A 14,677-nucleotide genomic window follows, 5' to 3' on the forward strand; every position below is an offset into this window, starting at 1 on the left:
GGCTTTGGTCTGAACCTGTTTCTAATGCGCGTCGGGCGGGGCATCGGCGAATGTGCCGGGCCGCTTCAGGAACAGCGGGATCAGCGCGGAGCAGACGAAAATGGCCGACAGGATCAGGAAGGCATCCGCGATCGCCATCGTCAGCGCCTCTTTCTGGATGGAATGGGCGAGCGCGCGGACGGCGAAATTCTCAGGGTCGGGCAACCCGCGCGACACGGCCATGCCGGTCATCATCTCCAGCCGCTCCGCGATTTCGGCCCGGCCCGGATTGGCCGACTCGGCCAGCCGCGCCTGGTGGAAGTTCGTGCGGATCTGCAGGATGGTGTTGATGATGGCGATGCCCGCCGCGCCGCCCATGTTGCGGAACAGGGTGAACAGGCCCGTTGAATCCTTGATCTGCGCCTGCGGCAGGGTGGCGAACGCCATCACGCTGACCGAGACGATGCAGAACATGATGCCTGTGCCCCTGAGCGCCTGCGGCCAGAACAGTTCCCAGAAGCGCCATTCGCTGGTGATGCCGGTGCCGAGCCAGGTGGAACCCGCCAGCAGCAGGAACCCCATGGAGGCCAGCAGCCGGATGTCGATCCGGGTGGACAGGAACCCGCCCAGCGGCGCGCCGAGGCCCATGAAGATGCCCGTGACGAAGACGGTGGTGCCGATCTGTTCGGAGGACAGGCCGGCAACCCGGCCGAGGAACAGCGGATAGAGATAGACGAGGCCGTAGAGGCCGATGCCGAACACCGCCCCCATGCCCGCGCCGGCCGCGAAGTTCAGGTTGGTGAAGGGCTTCAGGCTGATGATCGGTTCCGCCGCATGGTGGATCCGCCACCACAGCATCAGCGCCGCCAGCACCACCACGCCCGCCATGTTGCGGACGGCCGCGTCCTGGAACCATTGACGGCGGGCGCCATCCTCCAGCACGAACACGAGGCCGCCGCACAGCAGCGACAGGGCGACGAGGCCGGGAATGTCGATCTTGCGCAGCAGGCTGTGATCGGGCCGGTCCGGCAGTTTCACCAGAAGCAGCACGCCCATGGTGATCAGCACGCCGGGCACCAGATTGATGAGGAAGATCCAGTGCCAGCTGAACAGCCCCGTGAGCCAGCCGCCGAGCACCGGGCCGATGGTGGGGGCGAGCGTGACGATGAAGCTGATGATGACGGTGACTTTCGTCTGCCGTTCGCGGCCGAACAGCATGAAGCTGGCGGCATAGACGGTGGGGATCATCGCCCCGCCCACGAAGCCCTGGAAGGCGCGGGCGGCGATCATCCCCTCGATCGTGGTGACCATCGCGCACACCAGGCTGGCAGCCGTGAACAGCGCGCACGACAGCACGAACAGCATTCGGATTCCCAGCGCGCGAGAGAGGAAACCGGACAGCGGGATCATCACCACTTCCGCGATGAGATAGCTGGTCTGCACCCAGGCGATCTCGTCGGCGGAGGCCGAAAGCCCGGCCTGGATCTGGCCCAGCGACGCCGCGACGATCTGGATATCCAGGATCGCCATGAACATGCCGAACGCCATCAGGATGAAGGCGATGAGGCTTGCCGTATCCGGGCCGCCTTCGGCCGGCGGCGCGCGCGGCGCCTCCACCGGGGCGGCGACGTTCATTCGCCGGGGGTTCGGCGCAGATCGACCCGGACTTCGGCCGAGGTTCCGGGCGTGAGGCGCACGCCTTCGGGCAGCGGGTGATCAAACAGGATCTTCACCGGCACGCGCTGCACGATCCGCGTGAAGTTGCCCGTGGCGTTTTCGGGCGGGATGATTGAGAAGCGCGAACCGGAAGCCGGCGAGAAACTGTCGATCCGGCCGGAGAGCGGCTGGCCCGGATAGGCATCCAGCTCCACCTCGACAGGCATGCCCGGCTTCATGCCCCGGATCTGCGTTTCCTTGAAATTGGCGACGAGAAAGGCCTGGGCGACGGGCACCACCACCATCAGCTGCTGGCCCTGCCGCGCGAACTGGCCGGGACGGACGGTGCGGTTGCCGACGACGCCGTCATAGGGCGCGCGGATCACGGTGTTTTCGAGATCGAGCGCGGCCGCATCGCGCGCCGCAATCGCGGCCTTCAGCGCCGCCCCTGCCCCGCCCGTATCGGCGCTGGCGGCATCGCGCCCGGCCTGCGCGGCCGCGACCGCCGCCTGCCCCTGCACGACGGCCGCAGCGGCGGCCTCTGCCTCTGCCCGGCGGGCGTCCACGGTGGCACGGGTGGCAAAGCCCAGCTTCAGCAGGTTTTCGGCCCGGCCGGCATCGGCCGCGGCCCGGCGGGCGCCTGCCTCTGCCGCGCGAAGGGCGGCCTGCGCCTCTGCTATGCCACGCGACTGGGCGACGGCGCGGGCGCCTGCTGCGCCGCGGGCGCGGGCCAGCTGCTCCACCTGCGCATCCGCCCTTGCGAGCGCCGCCCGATAATCCGCGTCCACGATGTGGACCAGCGCATCGCCCGCCTTCACGGGCTGATTGTCCGCGACATCCACGCGGGCGACATAGCCGGGCACCTTGGCCGCGATCACCGCGATGTCGGCTTCGACATAGGCATTGTCGGTCGCCTGCCAGTGCCGCCCTTCGAGATACCACCAGAGCGCGAACCCGGCCGCGAGCAGCGCAAGAATGCCGAGGACGAGGGGGAAGATGTTGCTGCGCAGACGATCCATTGCGAAAACCTAAGGGGCGCATTCCGCGCGGGTAACTGGTGAAAAGGGGCTTGCGGTCCGCCCGTCAGCCGGTTGACTTTCTGAGTGCGACTCGAATCATGGGCCGACCATATGGGGCACCGGTGGTGCCGACAACCGCGCAATATCGCCAATGCGGCCAGCTGCCTTGGGGTGGACATTCGGCCAGCCGCCCAAAGGCGGGCATGCGGTCAGGCGCGCAGGCCGTGGCCTTCCGCCAGATAGTCCGCCGACTGCATTTCCATCAGGCGCGAGACGGTGCGTTCGAATTCGAAGCGGCCGTCGCCCTGTTCATAGAGCTGTTCGGGCGGCGCATCGGCCGCGATCAGCAGCTTGCAGCGCCATTCGTAGAGCGCGTCGATCAGGGTGACGAAACGGCTGGCTTCGTTGCGGTTTTCAGGGCCGAGTTTCGGCACGCCGACAAGGATGACGGTGTGATAGGTGCGCGCCACCGCCAGGTAATCGGCAGCGCCCCTCGCCTCTCCGCAGAGCTTGCGGAACGAGAATACGGCGACGCCCTTCAGGCTTTTCGGCACCTGCAGGATGCGGCCGCCGCCAACATCCAGTTCGGCGGACGGCACATGGGCGCGATCTTCCACCGGGAAATCGGTGAGGCGGAAGAAGAGTTCGGACAGCGCCTTCGTCGCCTCTGGCCCGTTCGGGCTGTAGTAGGTGGGCATGCCGCCCATGCGGTGCAGCCGGTAATCGGTGGGGCCGTCCAGCGGGATCACCTGCAGCTCCCGCTCGATCAGCGCGATGAAGGGCAGGAAAAGCTCCCGGCTGAGGCCATCCTTGTAGAGATCGGCGGGCGGGCGGTTCGAGGTGGCGACAACGGTGACGCCGGACGCCAGCAGGGCCGTGAACAGGCGCGAAAGGATCATCGCATCGGCGATGTTCGTCACCTGCAGCTCGTCGAAGCAGAGAAGCCTTGCCTCTTCGCACCAGCTTTTGGCGACCGCCGGGATCGGGTCCCCCGGATCGGCCTGCCGCTGCGCGAAGATGCGGGCGTGGGTTTCCAGCATGAACTGGTGGAAGTGGATGCGCTTGCGCGGTTCGACCGCCACATGGGTGAAGAACAGGTCCATCAGCATGGACTTGCCCCGCCCCACCCCGCCCCACAGATAGAGGCCCTGCGGCGCGGCGACGGCGTTGCCGCCGAACAGCTTCCCCAGAATTCCCGGCTTTCGCGCCGGCTGCTCCAGCCGCCAGGCGAGCAGGCAAAGCCGGTCCGCGATGGCAGCCTGCGCGGGATCGGGGCGCAGCTCACCAGACGCGACAAGCGCGTCATAGGCCTTTCGGATGCGGCTCACCTGTTTCGGGGAACCTTGCGCAGCAGCCCGTGCCACTGGCACACGATGCTGGCGCCATCATCCTGCGTGAGCGTGCCCGCCACCCAGACGAGCTTGCCGGTTTCCTTCACCACATGGCCGCGCCCTTCCAGCAGCTTGCCGATGTGGCCGGCGCCCATGAAATCCGTGGAGCATTGCAGCGTGACGCCCGCCGACTGCTGGAGCTGGTGGCGGATCGTGGCGAACATCGTGACGTCGATGAAGGCCATCAGGAAGCCGCCGTGCAGGAAGCCCAGGCCGTTGGCATGTTTGCGCGTGGTTTCGATGCAGGCGAGGATGCCGGGGGGTTCATCCCGATAATAGACATCGCCCAGCCCATCCACGAAGCGGCCTTCCGGCTTCGCGTGCCACGCTCTCCAGCCCTTCCAGGGGCCGTCTTCCACCAGTGATGCTGCCATGCAACCGGCCTAGCGGCGGGGGAACCCGCCCGCAAGAACCCCCGCGCCGGAGCTATTTCTTTGCCGAGAGCTGAGTCTTGCGCTGCGGCGCCGGCGCCGGCGCGCTGACCAGCCGGATGCGGCTGCCCTGCGTGAGGGCGATCGGCTGATCCACCGCTGCCAGCCCGCGCGGGGCATAGGCGGCAAAGCCATCCGGGGCGACGAGCGCCGCACGCCGCGCCGCATCTGCCGCGGCGGCGCAGAAGCGCTCCTGCGCGGGCGGCCAGGCCCAGTGGTTGTAGAGCTGGGTCATGTGACGATCCATCGCCTTCTGCCAGGCCTTGCCGGATGTCTGCTGGAAGCGCGCCTGCTTGGCGGCATAGGCCTGCCCCAGCACCACGCGATGGCGGGCGAGGATGAGGTTGTAATCCTTCACCAGCGGCGAATTGCTGGAACGCGCGCATTGCAGCGCCGCGACGTTGAGCGCGGCGCGCAGGTGCCACACCCGCTCAACCTCCCCTGCTTCGCGGTGGATCGCGGACAGGGCAACCGGCTGCTGCGGGGTGATGATGGGCGGCGCGGCGGGCCGGGCGACCTGCGCCTGCGGGCGCGGCTTTGGCTGGGAACAACCCGCGACCAGCGCGAGCGCAAGCGTTGCGGAGACGAGCGGAAAGCAGGCAGACGGACTGCGGACGCGACCAGACATGAGCGACCCCCTTGTGGGATTATTGTCGTTGGCACGCAGGATGACTCATTCGGGCAGCGAGGTTAACGGCCCGCCGATTCCCATTGTCGAGGAAAATGCACAGTCTGGCGCAAGCCCCTTGGAACAGGGCGAAAATGTCAGGCGGCAGCCTTCACCGGGAAGCAATCGAAACCGGCGGCGGCGGCGTGGGCGCACAATGTGATCGCCTCTGACCGGCTGCTGACGCCCTTCACCTGCAGGCGGGTGAGCGACTGGCCGGGGACCGGTTCGAAATGGGGCGAGAGCGAGCCGAGCTCCGGGCTGCGCGACTTGATATCCGCCCAGGCCTTTTCGGCGGCGGCCGGCGAGCCGAAGGCCCCCAGCTGGATGCGCCAGCCGCCGGGGATGGCGGGTTCGGCAGCGGGCATCGCCATCAGCCCGCGTGCAGCGACTGCCAGCTGCGGGCCGGTGAAGGGCCGGTCGAGGCTGGCCAGCGCCTCCTCCGCCCATCTTTGCCGCTCGTCCGGGGTCGCGGCGATGGCGCGCTTCACCTGAACGGCGGCGGCATCGCAAAAGGCGGCCTGCGCGGTGGGCGAGGCGAAGTGGTTGTAGAGCTTCGTCATGTCGGTATCGAGCGCGCGCTGCCAGTTGCCGCCCTTCGCGCGATACGCGGCCGAAAGCGCGGCATAAGCCTCTGCCAGCAGCGCCTTCTTCGCCTTCAGGAAGGCGTTGTAGTCGGTGACGATGCCCGGCCCGACCCGCTGGGCGCAGCTGAGCGCCGCGACATTCAGCCCCGCGCGGACGTGCCAGACCGTTTCCAGCGGATCGAGATCCTGGTGGATCGGAGACAGCGGCGCGGGCGCGGGCGCCGGGCGGGACGGTTCCGGCGGGGGGCTGGGCGCGCGGGTGGAACAGGCCGCGAGGACGAGGATTGAGGTGACGGCGGCCATCCCTCTCAGAAACCGCACCCGTTCCGTCATGCCATGTCCCCTTTCAGACCTGCCAGCGCCTCAATCGCAGTCGACATAGTTGCTGGCAATGCAGCGATCCGCAAATGCCTTTGCAGCCGCCTTCTGATCCGGCGTTGTCTGCGCTGTCACCAGGTTCCGCCCCTCGGGCGAGACGCGATCTTCGGCCATCAGCACCCAGGCGTAGGCCTTCATCATGTCGCGCGGCACGCCCTCGCCATTGGCATAGGCCTGCGCGATCAGCGCGCGCCGCCCGGAACTGTCTCTGGCGGCGCCCCGCTTCAGCCAGCGGACATAGGCGGCCGGATCCTTCGCGGTGCCGACGCCGTCGCGGTAGAGAATGGCGATGTCGGAAATGGCGTCGGCATCGCCGGCCTCCGCCGCCTTCAGCATCAGCGGGAAGGCGCCGGCCGGGTCGTTCAGGAACACGCGCCTGGCGACCGCCAATGTGTAGGTGGCGCCGATGGACCCTTGCGCGACCGCCTTTTCGAGCCAGCCGATTCCCGCCGGCAGGTCCTTCGGCACCCCATCGCCCCAGCTCAGCATGTAGCCGAGGTTGGTCTGCGCGTCGGCGTTGCCGCCCTCTGCCGCCTGCCGGCGATAGCGCATCGCGGCTTCGGGATCGCGGCGGGCACCGTAGCCGGCATCGAGAATGACCGAATAGCGATATTGGGCGACATGGTTCGCGGGGTCCGCCGCGAGCGCGGCATAGAGCGGGCGGGCGGTGGCGTAATCATGCGCCTGCCAGGCGACGTCTGCCTGCGCCGCGGCGTCGGGCTGTGCTGCGGCGCTTCCGGCAATCAGCAGGGCCGCGGCAAGCGCCCGGAGGCCATGCGCTGTCCATCGGGGCTGCTTCATTGCGGGCGTTCCCGAAAGGATGGGCTGATGGGCGAACCGGAAGCCGCCGTCGGCATCAGACCGCGCGCGCCACCATCATCTTCTTGATCTCCGCGATCGCCTTCGCCGGGTTCAGGCCCTTGGGGCAGACATTCGCGCAGTTCATGATCGTGTGGCAGCGATAGAGGCGGAACGGATCCTCCAGCGCGTCCAGGCGCTCGCCCGTCATCTCGTCGCGGCTGTCGGCCAGCCAGCGATAGGCCTGAAGCAGGATCGCCGGGCCGAGGAAGCGGTCCGAGTTCCACCAGTAGCTGGGGCAGGAGGTGGAGCAGCAGGCGCACAGGATGCACTCGTACAGGCCGTCGAGCTTTTCGCGGTCTGCTGGCGACTGGATGCGCTCGGCCAGCGCTGGTTCCGGCGTGACGGTCTGCAGCCAGGGCTTGATGGAGGCATATTGCGCATAGAAATGCGTCATGTCGGGCACAAGGTCCTTCACGACTTCCATGTGCGGAAGCGGCGTGATGGTGATGTCGCCCTTCACATCCTCGATCGCCATGGTGCAGGCGAGCGTGTTGGAGCCATCGATGTTCATCGCGCACGAGCCGCAGATGCCTTCCCGGCACGAGCGGCGGAAGGTGAGCGTGGGATCGACTTCCGACTTGATCTTGATCAGCGCGTCCAGAACCATCGGCCCGCAATCCGCGAGATCGATGGTGTAGCTGTCGTAACGCGGGTTCTGCCCGTCATCGGGGGACCAGCGATAGATCTTGAACGTGCGGGGGCGCTTCGCGCCGGACGGGGCCGGGTAGGCCTTGCCGTTTCCGGTGATGCGGCTGTTCTTGGGAAGTTGGAACTCTGCCATATAACCCTCAGTAAACCCGCGCTTTTGGCTTGATGTACTCAACCTCTTCGGTGAGCGTGTAGGTGTGCACCGGCCGGCTGTCGAGCTTCACCTCGCCGCCCTTGCCGCCCCAGCCGTCGAACCAGCTGATCGTGTGCTTCATCCAGTTCTCGTCATCCCGGTTGGGATAATCCTCGTGCATGTGGGCGCCGCGGCTTTCCTTGCGGGCGATGGCGCCACGGATGGTGCACTGGGCCTGGCTGATCAGGTTATCCAGCTCCAGCGTCTCGACGAGGTCGGTGTTCCAGATCAGGGAGCGATCCGTCACCTGGATGTCCTGCATGCTGGCATAGACGCCGTTCATCAGCTCCACGCCTTCGGCCATCAGCTCGTCGGTGCGGAACACGGCGCAGTGCTTCTGCATCGTCTTCTGCATCTTCAGGCGGATATCCGCCGTGGGCGTGCCGCCCTTCGCATTGCGGAAATGATCGAGCCGGGTCAGCGCGAAATCGGCCGAGTCCTTCGGCAGCGGCTTGTGCGCCGTGCCGGGCTTCACGATTTCCGCGATGCGGTGGCCGGTGGCGCGGCCGAACACGACAAGGTCGATCAGGCTGTTGGAGCCCAGACGGTTGGCGCCATGAACGGACACGCAGGCCGCTTCGCCCACCGCGAACAGGCCCGGCACGACATGATCCGGGTTGCCATCCTTCAGCGTGACGACTTCGCCATGATAATTGGTGGGGATGCCACCCATGTTGTAATGCACCGTCGGCACCACAGGCAGCGGCTGGCGGGTGAGATCGACGCCGGCGAAGATCTTGCCGGTTTCGGTGATGCCCGGAAGCCGTTCGTGCAGGATCTTCGGATCGATGTGATCGAGGTGCAGGAAGATGTGGTCGCCTTCCTTGCCCACGCCGCGCCCTTCGCGGATTTCCATCGCCATCGAGCGGGAGACGACGTCGCGGGAAGCGAGATCCTTGGCGCTGGGGGCATAGCGCTCCATGAAGCGCTCCCCCTGCGAGTTGGTGAGATAGCCGCCCTCGCCGCGCGCGCCTTCGGTGATGAGCACGCCCGCGCCATAAATGCCGGTCGGGTGGAACTGCACGAATTCCAGATCCTGCAGCGGCAGCCCCGCGCGCAGCACCATGCCGCCGCCGTCTCCGGTGCAGGTGTGGGCCGAGGTGGCGGAGAAATAGCAACGGCCGTAGCCGCCCGTCGCCAGCACGGTGGCATGGCTGCGGAAGCGGTGGATCGAACCGTCCGCCATGCAGATGGCGATGACGCCCCGGCACTCGCCGCCTTCCATGATCAGGTCGATGGCGAAATATTCGATGTAGAAGTCCGCGTCATACTTCAGGCTCTGCTGATAGAGCGCGTGAAGCATGGCGTGGCCGGTGCGGTCCGCTGCGGCGCAGGTGCGCTGGGCGGCGGGGCCGGCGCCCATGTTCTGCATCATGCCGCCGAACGGGCGCTGGTAGATCTTGCCTTCCGTCGTGCGGCTGAAGGGCACGCCGGCATGTTCCAGCTCATAGACAGCCGCCGGCGCTTCGCGCACCATATATTCGATGGCGTCCTGATCGCCCAGCCAGTCCGACCCCTTCACGGTGTCGTACATGTGCCAGGTCCAGTGATCCGGGCCCATGTTGCCCAGCGCCGCCGCGATGCCGCCCTGCGCCGCCACGGTGTGGCTGCGGGTGGGGAACACCTTGGTGATGCAGGCCGTCTTCAGGCCGGTTTCCGCGATGCCCATGGTGGCGCGCAGGCCGGAGCCGCCCGCGCCGACGACGACGGCATCATAGGTGTGATCGATGATCTTGTAGGCGTCGGCCATCTCAGGCTCCGAAGGCGATGCGGGCGATGGAGAAGAACGCAATCGCGCCCACGCCCAGAATGAAGAAATTGAGGGCCACGACGGCGAGCAGCTTCAGCCCCTCGCCATGCACATAGTCCTCGATCAGCACCTGGACGCCGAGGCGGGCGTGCCAGAAGACCGACAGGGTGAGGAGCAGCAGCGGAACCGCGACCAGCGGCTGGCCGACCCAGGCGACGACGCTGCTGTGATCGAGGTTCGGCAGCAGGATCAGCGACGCGACGAACCACAGGGCCAGCGCGAAGGTGCCGACGGCGGTGACGCGTTGCAGCCACCAGTGGTGCACGCCCGACTTCGCGCTGCCAAGGCCGCGGACCTGCTTCAGGCCGGATGCGCTCTGGAACTTGCCGGCCATCAGAAGACCCCCTTGCCGAACAGGATGACGCCCCAGAAGGCGGCGGTCAGAAGGACGGAACCCACCCAGGTCCAGGTCGCGCTGGCCTTGGCCACGCCCAGGTCATAGCCCCAGCCGGTGTCCATCAGCAGGTGGCGGATGCCTGAGAGGAGGTGCTGGAAGAAGGCCCAGCTGAGGCCGACCCAAAGGACCCAGCCGAAGATGCTGCCGGCGAAGGCCTGGAACGTCTCATAGGCTTCGCGGGAGGTGGCGGCGGCGGCCAGCCACCAGGCAAAGGCCGAAAGGCCCGCGAAGGCGAGCCCGTTGCCGGTGATCCGGTGGGTGATGGATGTGATCGCATGCACCCGCCATTTCCAGATGGAGAGGTGCGGCGACAGCGGACGGCTAGCCATTGGCCCTTGGTATCCCTTCTATCCCCTTATCGCAGGCTGCATTGATGCGAATTGGGCGGCATTGCAACAGTTGAGGCCCGACGGGCGGCCCCTTCCCTGACGACTGTGGCAGCCATGCCGCTGCTGCATGGCCCATCAGGCCACTTCATTCGCGCCGCACTGAAGCAGGATCGTCCGTTCCAGCGCGGCATAGCGATGCACAAGGCCGTCGCGATAGGTTTCATCCGCCATCATCGCCAGGAAATGCTGGCGCGAAGGATAGCGCACGATCAGCATCCTGTCCCAGTCGCCGTCGGCGTCGGACCCGGCGAGGATGCGCATGGCCGGGCCGTCGTACATGGGCTGGGCCTGGCTGACGGCGCCGACCGTCTTCGTGAACAGCCGTTCGTAGCGGGCATAGGCTTCGGCGCCTGTCGAGCCTTCGTCGGGATGGCCGGCGGGATAATCCGCCCTGTCCTTGAATTTCAGCAGGTTCAGCATGACGACCGGGCCGTCGGGGCCATTGTCCCTGAGGTCGCGGATGCGCGCGCCCGTCGGATCGATGTCGGCATGATAATTGGCGGGCGGGAAGCTCATGCGATGTCCCTTTCCTTCAGCCGCGCGAATGTGGCGTAGCGCGGATTGTCGACCGCGAGCCGGGCGAGAACCCCCTGCCGGACCGCCTTCAGCAGCGCCTTGTCCTCGGGATCGATCGCGCCGGCGCGCAGCGCCTCGCACAGATTGTCTGCGCCGCCGAAGGGAGCAAGCGCCTGCTGCTCCGCCGCGTCCGGCTGCTGGGCGAGTTCGCGCGTCACGATGGCGAGCGCGTTTCCGGCGACCTTGGCGTGGAATGCGAGCCGGCCCTTCAGCTCCCCTTCCGCCTCTTTCAGGAACAGCTGCACCGCCTCGATCAGCTGGGTTGCGGTTGGGTGGCTCATCTCAAAGCTCTCCGAACGCGAGAAGGTAGGTGAGGTCTGCGGCGACCTCGGTGACGCGGCGGCCGATGGCGGCGCGCTCCACCGAGGGAACCCGGCCCGAGACATGGTCGTCCGCCAGCTGCAGGCAGCTCATCCCCCATTTCAGATTGCCATAGACTTCCCAGATGTGAAGCTCTTCCGCCGTGACGCCGCCGCCATAGGCCTCCAGCAATGCCTCCCGCGTGCCGAAGCCGCCCACGGGCAGCTGCCACTGGCCGAAGCGCCAGGCCTGCGCGCAGAGCCAGCCCAGATCTTCCGCCGGGACGGACAGGTGGGTCAGTTCCCAATCGAGGACCGCGGTGAGGCCATCCGCGCCGACGAGGAAATTGCCCGAGCGGAAATCGCCATGGACAAGGCAGGTGGCGGGCGTCGCCGGCATGCGCGGCTTCAGCCAGGCAAAGGCGAGATCATAGGCCGGCACGTTCACGCCGATGCGGCGATACCAGCCGAACATGTCGGCCAGCAGCTCCGCGCCGGACCCGCGCTTCAGCGGCAGATCCGTCCAGTGCCCGACGGGGGCGGAATGTAGTTTCGCGAGCGCTTCAGCGCACTGCGCCGTCAGCGCCTCCCGTGCGGCGGCATATTCGGGCAGCCGCAGCCATCGCGGCGCGAGCGCCTCGCCCGCGACAAGCTCGGTGACGGCCCCGTCGCCCAGATCATCTTCCGCGACCGTGGTGGCGATCACGCGGGCGACTGGCACGCCCAGCGCTCCGGCGCGCGTCTGCACCTCTGCCTGCACGCGGCGGGGGATGCCGTTGCCATTGTCGCCGGCGGTGCGCTGGAAGATCAGCTGGCGCAGGCCGCAGCCATCCTCAACCTCCACCCGATAGGTCGCGCTGGACGCGCCGCCCGACAACTGGCTGACTTCGCCCACCGACACGGCCTCTCCGAGGCCGCGCGCGATCAGCGCCTGCAGCGCAGGCTTGCCGTCCTTCGCCGGATCAAGCACCGGATTTCTCCGAATTGACAGACATATGCCTTTGCCGCCACCGCTTGCGAGACATGGCACCCCTTCCCTTCCTTCGACGCCGAAGCCTTGGATATCGCAGGCCCGTTCGGCAACCTGCCATTGGGGGGAGCCGCCGCGCATGAGCTGGCAGCTGGAAGCGCTGGCGTCGGCCCTGCTGCTGACCAATGTGTGGCTGGTGGCCCGGCGGTCGCTGTGGAACTATGCCTTCGGGATCGCGGCCGTCTGCCTGTATGCGGCGGTGTTCTGGCAGGCGCATCTCTATGCCGCCTTCGGGTTGCAGTTCCTGTTCCTGGCGCTGAACCTTTATGGCCTGATCAACTGGCGCCGGTCCATGGAGGCCAGCGGCGAGGTGCCGGTGCTGCGGATGACGCGGCGGGACCGCTGGCTGACGCTGGCCGGCACGTTGAAACTGGCCCTTCTGGTGGGCGCGCTGCTGCACCTGACGACGGACGCCGCCGTTCCCTTCGCGGACAGCGCGAACACGGCACTGGCGCTGGCGGCGCAGTTCTGGCAGGCGCGCCGCCGGGTGGAGACCTGGGCGCTGTGGTGCCTCGTCAACCTTGTGTCGGTGGGGCTCTATGCCTCTCAGGGCCTGTGGTTCACGAGTGCGGTCTATGCGGTGCTGCTGGGGGTTGCCCTTTATGGCTGGCGGGCGTGGGGCCGGGCGGAACGGGGAATGGCTTGATGCTGCGGGTGGTGTTGTCGGGGGTGGAATCGGTGGGCAAATCCACCCTCTCGGCCGAGCTGGCGCGGCAGTTCCGCGGCCTGCTGGTGCCGGAATTCGGCCGCACCTACACCGAACGGCTGCGCCGCGACCTGACGCTGGAGGATCATTATGCCATCGCGGAAGGGCATGAGATCGCGGCCGATCAGGCAGCGGCGGCCAACCCGCCGGTGCTGATCGAGGACACGGACATCGTGATGACCACCGCCTGGGCCAGCATGTTGTTCGGCGGGCGGGATCCTATTCTGGCGGCGCGCGACAGCCGGGCGGACCTTCACCTGCTGCTGCTGCCGGACGTGCCCTTCGTGGCGGACCCGGTGCGCATGTTCGGGGCCGATGGGGAACGGATGCGGTTTCACGAGCTGGTGGCGGCGGAATTCCAGACGCGGGGCATCCGGCCGCTGACGATTTCCGGCAACTGGGCAGACCGCCGCGCCGCCGCCATATCCGCTGTCGAGGCGCTGTTGTGACGGCGGTGATCGCCACCCTGCCCTGCACCCGTGCAGAGGCTGACGCCGCCGCGCTGATGGACGAGCCCTTCCCCGGCTTTGACCCGGCCCCCACGCTGGCCGCCGCAGAGGCGGACGATGTGTGGGAGCTGCGGCTTTACTGCGATGGTCAGCCGTCTGACGATCTGCTGGCGGCCTTTCGGGCGCTCGCGCCCTCGTCCGGGCTGGCGCCGATGCTGTCTGCGGTGCCGGACGAGGATTGGGTGACGCTGTCGCAGGCCGGGCTGGAGCCGGTGGATATCGGGCGATTCCATGTCCACACCGGCGAATGGGCGGGCACGTCCAAGCCCGGACAATGGCCGATCCGCATCGATGCGGGGCTGGCGTTCGGCACCGGCCAGCATGCGACAACGGCGGGCTGCATCGCGGTGGCGACGGGGCTGGCGAAGCAGGGCACCAAGCGCAATGTGCTGGATGTCGGCACGGGATCGGGCCTGTTGGCGTTCGCGGCGCGCAGGCTGTTCCCCAGGGCGCGGCTGACAGCGGCCGACCTGGATCCGATCGCTGCCCGGGTGGCGGTGGCGAATGCCCGGCTGAACGGCGTGCCCCTTGGGCGGGGGCCGGGCGAAATCACCCTGATGGCGGCACCAGGCGTGGAGCATCCGCTGATCGCGGGCCGGGCGCCCTATGATCTGGTGTTCGCGAACATATTGGCCGGCCCGCTGGTGGCGCTGGCGCCTTCCGTTTCGGCCGTGGTGGCACGCGGCGGGCACCTGATATTGGCGGGGCTGCTGCAGCCGCAGGCGCCGAAGGTGATCGCCGCCTATCGCGCGCAGGGGCTGACGCTGATCAACCGCTCGCCGCGCCGCGAATGGCCTGTGCTGCTGTTCCGCAAGGAGGCGCCTGCGAACCGGCGCGCCGCGCTGCGGGGGGCCCGGCGGGAGACGGCCGGGCGCGGGTGGCAGATCGACAGTTTGTAGTGGAACGGAGCCGTTGCGCAGAGAAGCCGGACCCCGGGTCAAACCCGGAGTGACGTTGCGGGTGGTCAGCTGTTGGTGGCCAGAATTTCCAGCCAGTCGGCCTCTGAAATCACCTGCACGCCCAGCGCTTCGGCCTTGGCGCGCTTCGAGCCTGCGTCTGCCCCGGCCACGAGAATGTCGGTTTTCGCGCTGACGCTGCCGGCCACCTTCGCGCCCAGCGCCTCGGCCTTGGCCTTGGCCTCGTCGCGGCCC

General features: G+C 67.6%; 18 protein-coding genes. 3 read left to right on the forward strand and 15 right to left on the reverse strand.

The annotated features are described in order from the left end of the window. Nucleotides 1-21: 21 nt before the first annotated feature. The 14 genes from ACE3O8_RS02160 to ACE3O8_RS02225 form a co-directional block, all read right to left on the reverse strand. A complete protein-coding gene (locus ACE3O8_RS02160) occupies nucleotides 22-1,614 on the reverse strand; it encodes a DHA2 family efflux MFS transporter permease subunit (RefSeq protein WP_374386303.1) in 1,593 nt (530 codons plus the stop codon). Further along, on the reverse strand, nucleotides 1,611-2,654 hold the full coding sequence (locus tag ACE3O8_RS02165) for an HlyD family secretion protein (protein ID WP_374386305.1): 1,044 nt from the start codon (nucleotides 2,652-2,654) through the stop codon (nucleotides 1,611-1,613). Before ACE3O8_RS02165 ends, ACE3O8_RS02160 begins: the two co-directional genes overlap by 4 nt. Nucleotides 2,655-2,863: 209 nt before the next feature. Then, nucleotides 2,864-3,982 carry a cell division protein ZapE gene (gene zapE / locus ACE3O8_RS02170; RefSeq protein ID WP_374386307.1) on the reverse strand — a complete coding sequence of 373 codons (1,119 nt, stop codon included), beginning with the start codon at nucleotides 3,980-3,982 and terminating at the stop codon, nucleotides 2,864-2,866. Continuing rightward, nucleotides 3,979-4,419: a PaaI family thioesterase gene (locus tag ACE3O8_RS02175; protein ID WP_374386309.1), complete on the reverse strand. Its 441-nt coding sequence runs from the start codon at nucleotides 4,417-4,419 to the stop codon at nucleotides 3,979-3,981. The genes zapE and ACE3O8_RS02175 overlap by 4 nt, the downstream gene beginning before the upstream one ends. A gap of 52 nt (nucleotides 4,420-4,471) precedes the next feature. Next, a complete protein-coding gene (locus ACE3O8_RS02180) occupies nucleotides 4,472-5,104 on the reverse strand; it encodes a hypothetical protein (RefSeq protein WP_374386311.1) in 633 nt (210 codons plus the stop codon). 137 nt (nucleotides 5,105-5,241) lie between these two features. Beyond that, a complete protein-coding gene (locus tag ACE3O8_RS02185; protein ID WP_374386313.1) occupies nucleotides 5,242-6,063 on the reverse strand; it encodes an SPOR domain-containing protein in 822 nt (273 codons plus the stop codon). Between the two features lie 30 nt (nucleotides 6,064-6,093). Continuing rightward, nucleotides 6,094-6,909, reverse strand: a complete 816-nt coding sequence (locus ACE3O8_RS02190) for a tetratricopeptide repeat protein (RefSeq protein WP_374386314.1) — start codon at nucleotides 6,907-6,909, stop codon at nucleotides 6,094-6,096. A 55-nt stretch (nucleotides 6,910-6,964) separates the two neighbouring features. After that, on the reverse strand, nucleotides 6,965-7,750 hold the full coding sequence (locus ACE3O8_RS02195; protein WP_374386316.1) for a succinate dehydrogenase iron-sulfur subunit: 786 nt from the start codon (nucleotides 7,748-7,750) through the stop codon (nucleotides 6,965-6,967). Nucleotides 7,751-7,757: 7 nt separating this feature from the next. Further along, the gene (gene sdhA, locus ACE3O8_RS02200) at nucleotides 7,758-9,560 is read right to left on the reverse strand and encodes a succinate dehydrogenase flavoprotein subunit (RefSeq protein ID WP_374386318.1); all 1,803 of its coding nucleotides are present in this window, start codon (nucleotides 9,558-9,560) and stop codon (nucleotides 7,758-7,760) included. A 1-nt stretch (nucleotide 9,561) separates the two neighbouring features. After that, the gene (gene sdhD / locus ACE3O8_RS02205; protein WP_374386319.1) at nucleotides 9,562-9,954 is read right to left on the reverse strand and encodes a succinate dehydrogenase, hydrophobic membrane anchor protein; all 393 of its coding nucleotides are present in this window, start codon (nucleotides 9,952-9,954) and stop codon (nucleotides 9,562-9,564) included. After that, on the reverse strand, nucleotides 9,954-10,346 hold the full coding sequence (gene sdhC / locus ACE3O8_RS02210) for a succinate dehydrogenase, cytochrome b556 subunit (RefSeq protein WP_374386321.1): 393 nt from the start codon (nucleotides 10,344-10,346) through the stop codon (nucleotides 9,954-9,956). The genes sdhD and sdhC overlap by 1 nt, the downstream gene beginning before the upstream one ends. A 135-nt stretch (nucleotides 10,347-10,481) precedes the next feature. Next, nucleotides 10,482-10,922, reverse strand: a complete 441-nt coding sequence (locus tag ACE3O8_RS02215) for a DUF1330 domain-containing protein (RefSeq protein WP_374386322.1) — start codon at nucleotides 10,920-10,922, stop codon at nucleotides 10,482-10,484. After that, on the reverse strand, nucleotides 10,919-11,263 hold the full coding sequence (locus tag ACE3O8_RS02220) for a DUF6285 domain-containing protein (protein ID WP_374386324.1): 345 nt from the start codon (nucleotides 11,261-11,263) through the stop codon (nucleotides 10,919-10,921). Before ACE3O8_RS02220 ends, ACE3O8_RS02215 begins: the two co-directional genes overlap by 4 nt. A gap of 1 nt (nucleotide 11,264) precedes the next feature. Then, nucleotides 11,265-12,251: a phosphotransferase family protein gene (locus tag ACE3O8_RS02225; RefSeq protein WP_374386326.1), complete on the reverse strand. Its 987-nt coding sequence runs from the start codon at nucleotides 12,249-12,251 to the stop codon at nucleotides 11,265-11,267. A 139-nt stretch (nucleotides 12,252-12,390) separates the two neighbouring features. Here ACE3O8_RS02225 and pnuC point away from each other — a divergent pair, with 139 nt between their 5' ends. Genes pnuC through ACE3O8_RS02240 form a run of 3 tightly spaced genes read left to right on the forward strand, consistent with a single transcriptional unit; the run spans nucleotide 12,391 to nucleotide 14,425 of the window. Beyond that, on the forward strand, nucleotides 12,391-12,957 hold the full coding sequence (pnuC, locus tag ACE3O8_RS02230) for a nicotinamide riboside transporter PnuC (protein ID WP_374386328.1): 567 nt from the start codon (nucleotides 12,391-12,393) through the stop codon (nucleotides 12,955-12,957). Next, complete coding sequence (locus ACE3O8_RS02235; protein WP_374386329.1) at nucleotides 12,957-13,466, forward strand: AAA family ATPase; 510 nt, start codon at nucleotides 12,957-12,959, stop codon at nucleotides 13,464-13,466. Before pnuC ends, ACE3O8_RS02235 begins: the two co-directional genes overlap by 1 nt. Then, nucleotides 13,463-14,425, forward strand: a complete 963-nt coding sequence (locus ACE3O8_RS02240; RefSeq protein ID WP_374386331.1) for a 50S ribosomal protein L11 methyltransferase — start codon at nucleotides 13,463-13,465, stop codon at nucleotides 14,423-14,425. Before ACE3O8_RS02235 ends, ACE3O8_RS02240 begins: the two co-directional genes overlap by 4 nt. Nucleotides 14,426-14,490: 65 nt before the next feature. Here the strand turns inward: ACE3O8_RS02240 and ACE3O8_RS02245 are convergent. Further along, nucleotides 14,491-14,677: BRCT domain-containing protein (locus ACE3O8_RS02245; RefSeq protein ID WP_374386332.1), on the reverse strand; the 187-nt coding region annotated here is incomplete at its 5' end.

Source organism: Sandaracinobacter sp., from assembly GCF_041909755.1.
Classification (GTDB): domain Bacteria; phylum Pseudomonadota; class Alphaproteobacteria; order Sphingomonadales; family Sphingomonadaceae; genus Sandaracinobacteroides.

Bases quoted from the DNA above. Each gene is read 5' to 3' on its own strand.
- ACE3O8_RS02160 (WP_374386303.1), bottom strand. From the start codon at position 1,614: ATGAACGTCGCCGCCCCGGTGGAGGCGCCGCGCGCGCCGCCGGCCGAA.
- ACE3O8_RS02165 (WP_374386305.1), bottom strand. From the start codon at position 2,654: ATGGATCGTCTGCGCAGCAACATCTTCCCCCTCGTCCTCGGCATTCTT.
- ACE3O8_RS02175 (WP_374386309.1), bottom strand. From the start codon at position 4,419: ATGGCAGCATCACTGGTGGAAGACGGCCCCTGGAAGGGCTGGAGAGCG.
- ACE3O8_RS02180 (WP_374386311.1), bottom strand. From the start codon at position 5,104: ATGTCTGGTCGCGTCCGCAGTCCGTCTGCCTGCTTTCCGCTCGTCTCC.
- ACE3O8_RS02185 (WP_374386313.1), bottom strand. From the start codon at position 6,063: ATGACGGAACGGGTGCGGTTTCTGAGAGGGATGGCCGCCGTCACCTCA.
- ACE3O8_RS02190 (WP_374386314.1), bottom strand. From the start codon at position 6,909: ATGAAGCAGCCCCGATGGACAGCGCATGGCCTCCGGGCGCTTGCCGCG.
- ACE3O8_RS02195 (WP_374386316.1), bottom strand. From the start codon at position 7,750: ATGGCAGAGTTCCAACTTCCCAAGAACAGCCGCATCACCGGAAACGGC.
- sdhA (WP_374386318.1), bottom strand. From the start codon at position 9,560: ATGGCCGACGCCTACAAGATCATCGATCACACCTATGATGCCGTCGTC.
- sdhD (WP_374386319.1), bottom strand. From the start codon at position 9,954: ATGGCCGGCAAGTTCCAGAGCGCATCCGGCCTGAAGCAGGTCCGCGGC.
- sdhC (WP_374386321.1), bottom strand. From the start codon at position 10,346: ATGGCTAGCCGTCCGCTGTCGCCGCACCTCTCCATCTGGAAATGGCGG.
- ACE3O8_RS02215 (WP_374386322.1), bottom strand. From the start codon at position 10,922: ATGAGCTTCCCGCCCGCCAATTATCATGCCGACATCGATCCGACGGGC.
- ACE3O8_RS02220 (WP_374386324.1), bottom strand. From the start codon at position 11,263: ATGAGCCACCCAACCGCAACCCAGCTGATCGAGGCGGTGCAGCTGTTC.
- pnuC (WP_374386328.1), top strand. From the start codon at position 12,391: ATGAGCTGGCAGCTGGAAGCGCTGGCGTCGGCCCTGCTGCTGACCAAT.
- ACE3O8_RS02235 (WP_374386329.1), top strand. From the start codon at position 12,957: ATGCTGCGGGTGGTGTTGTCGGGGGTGGAATCGGTGGGCAAATCCACC.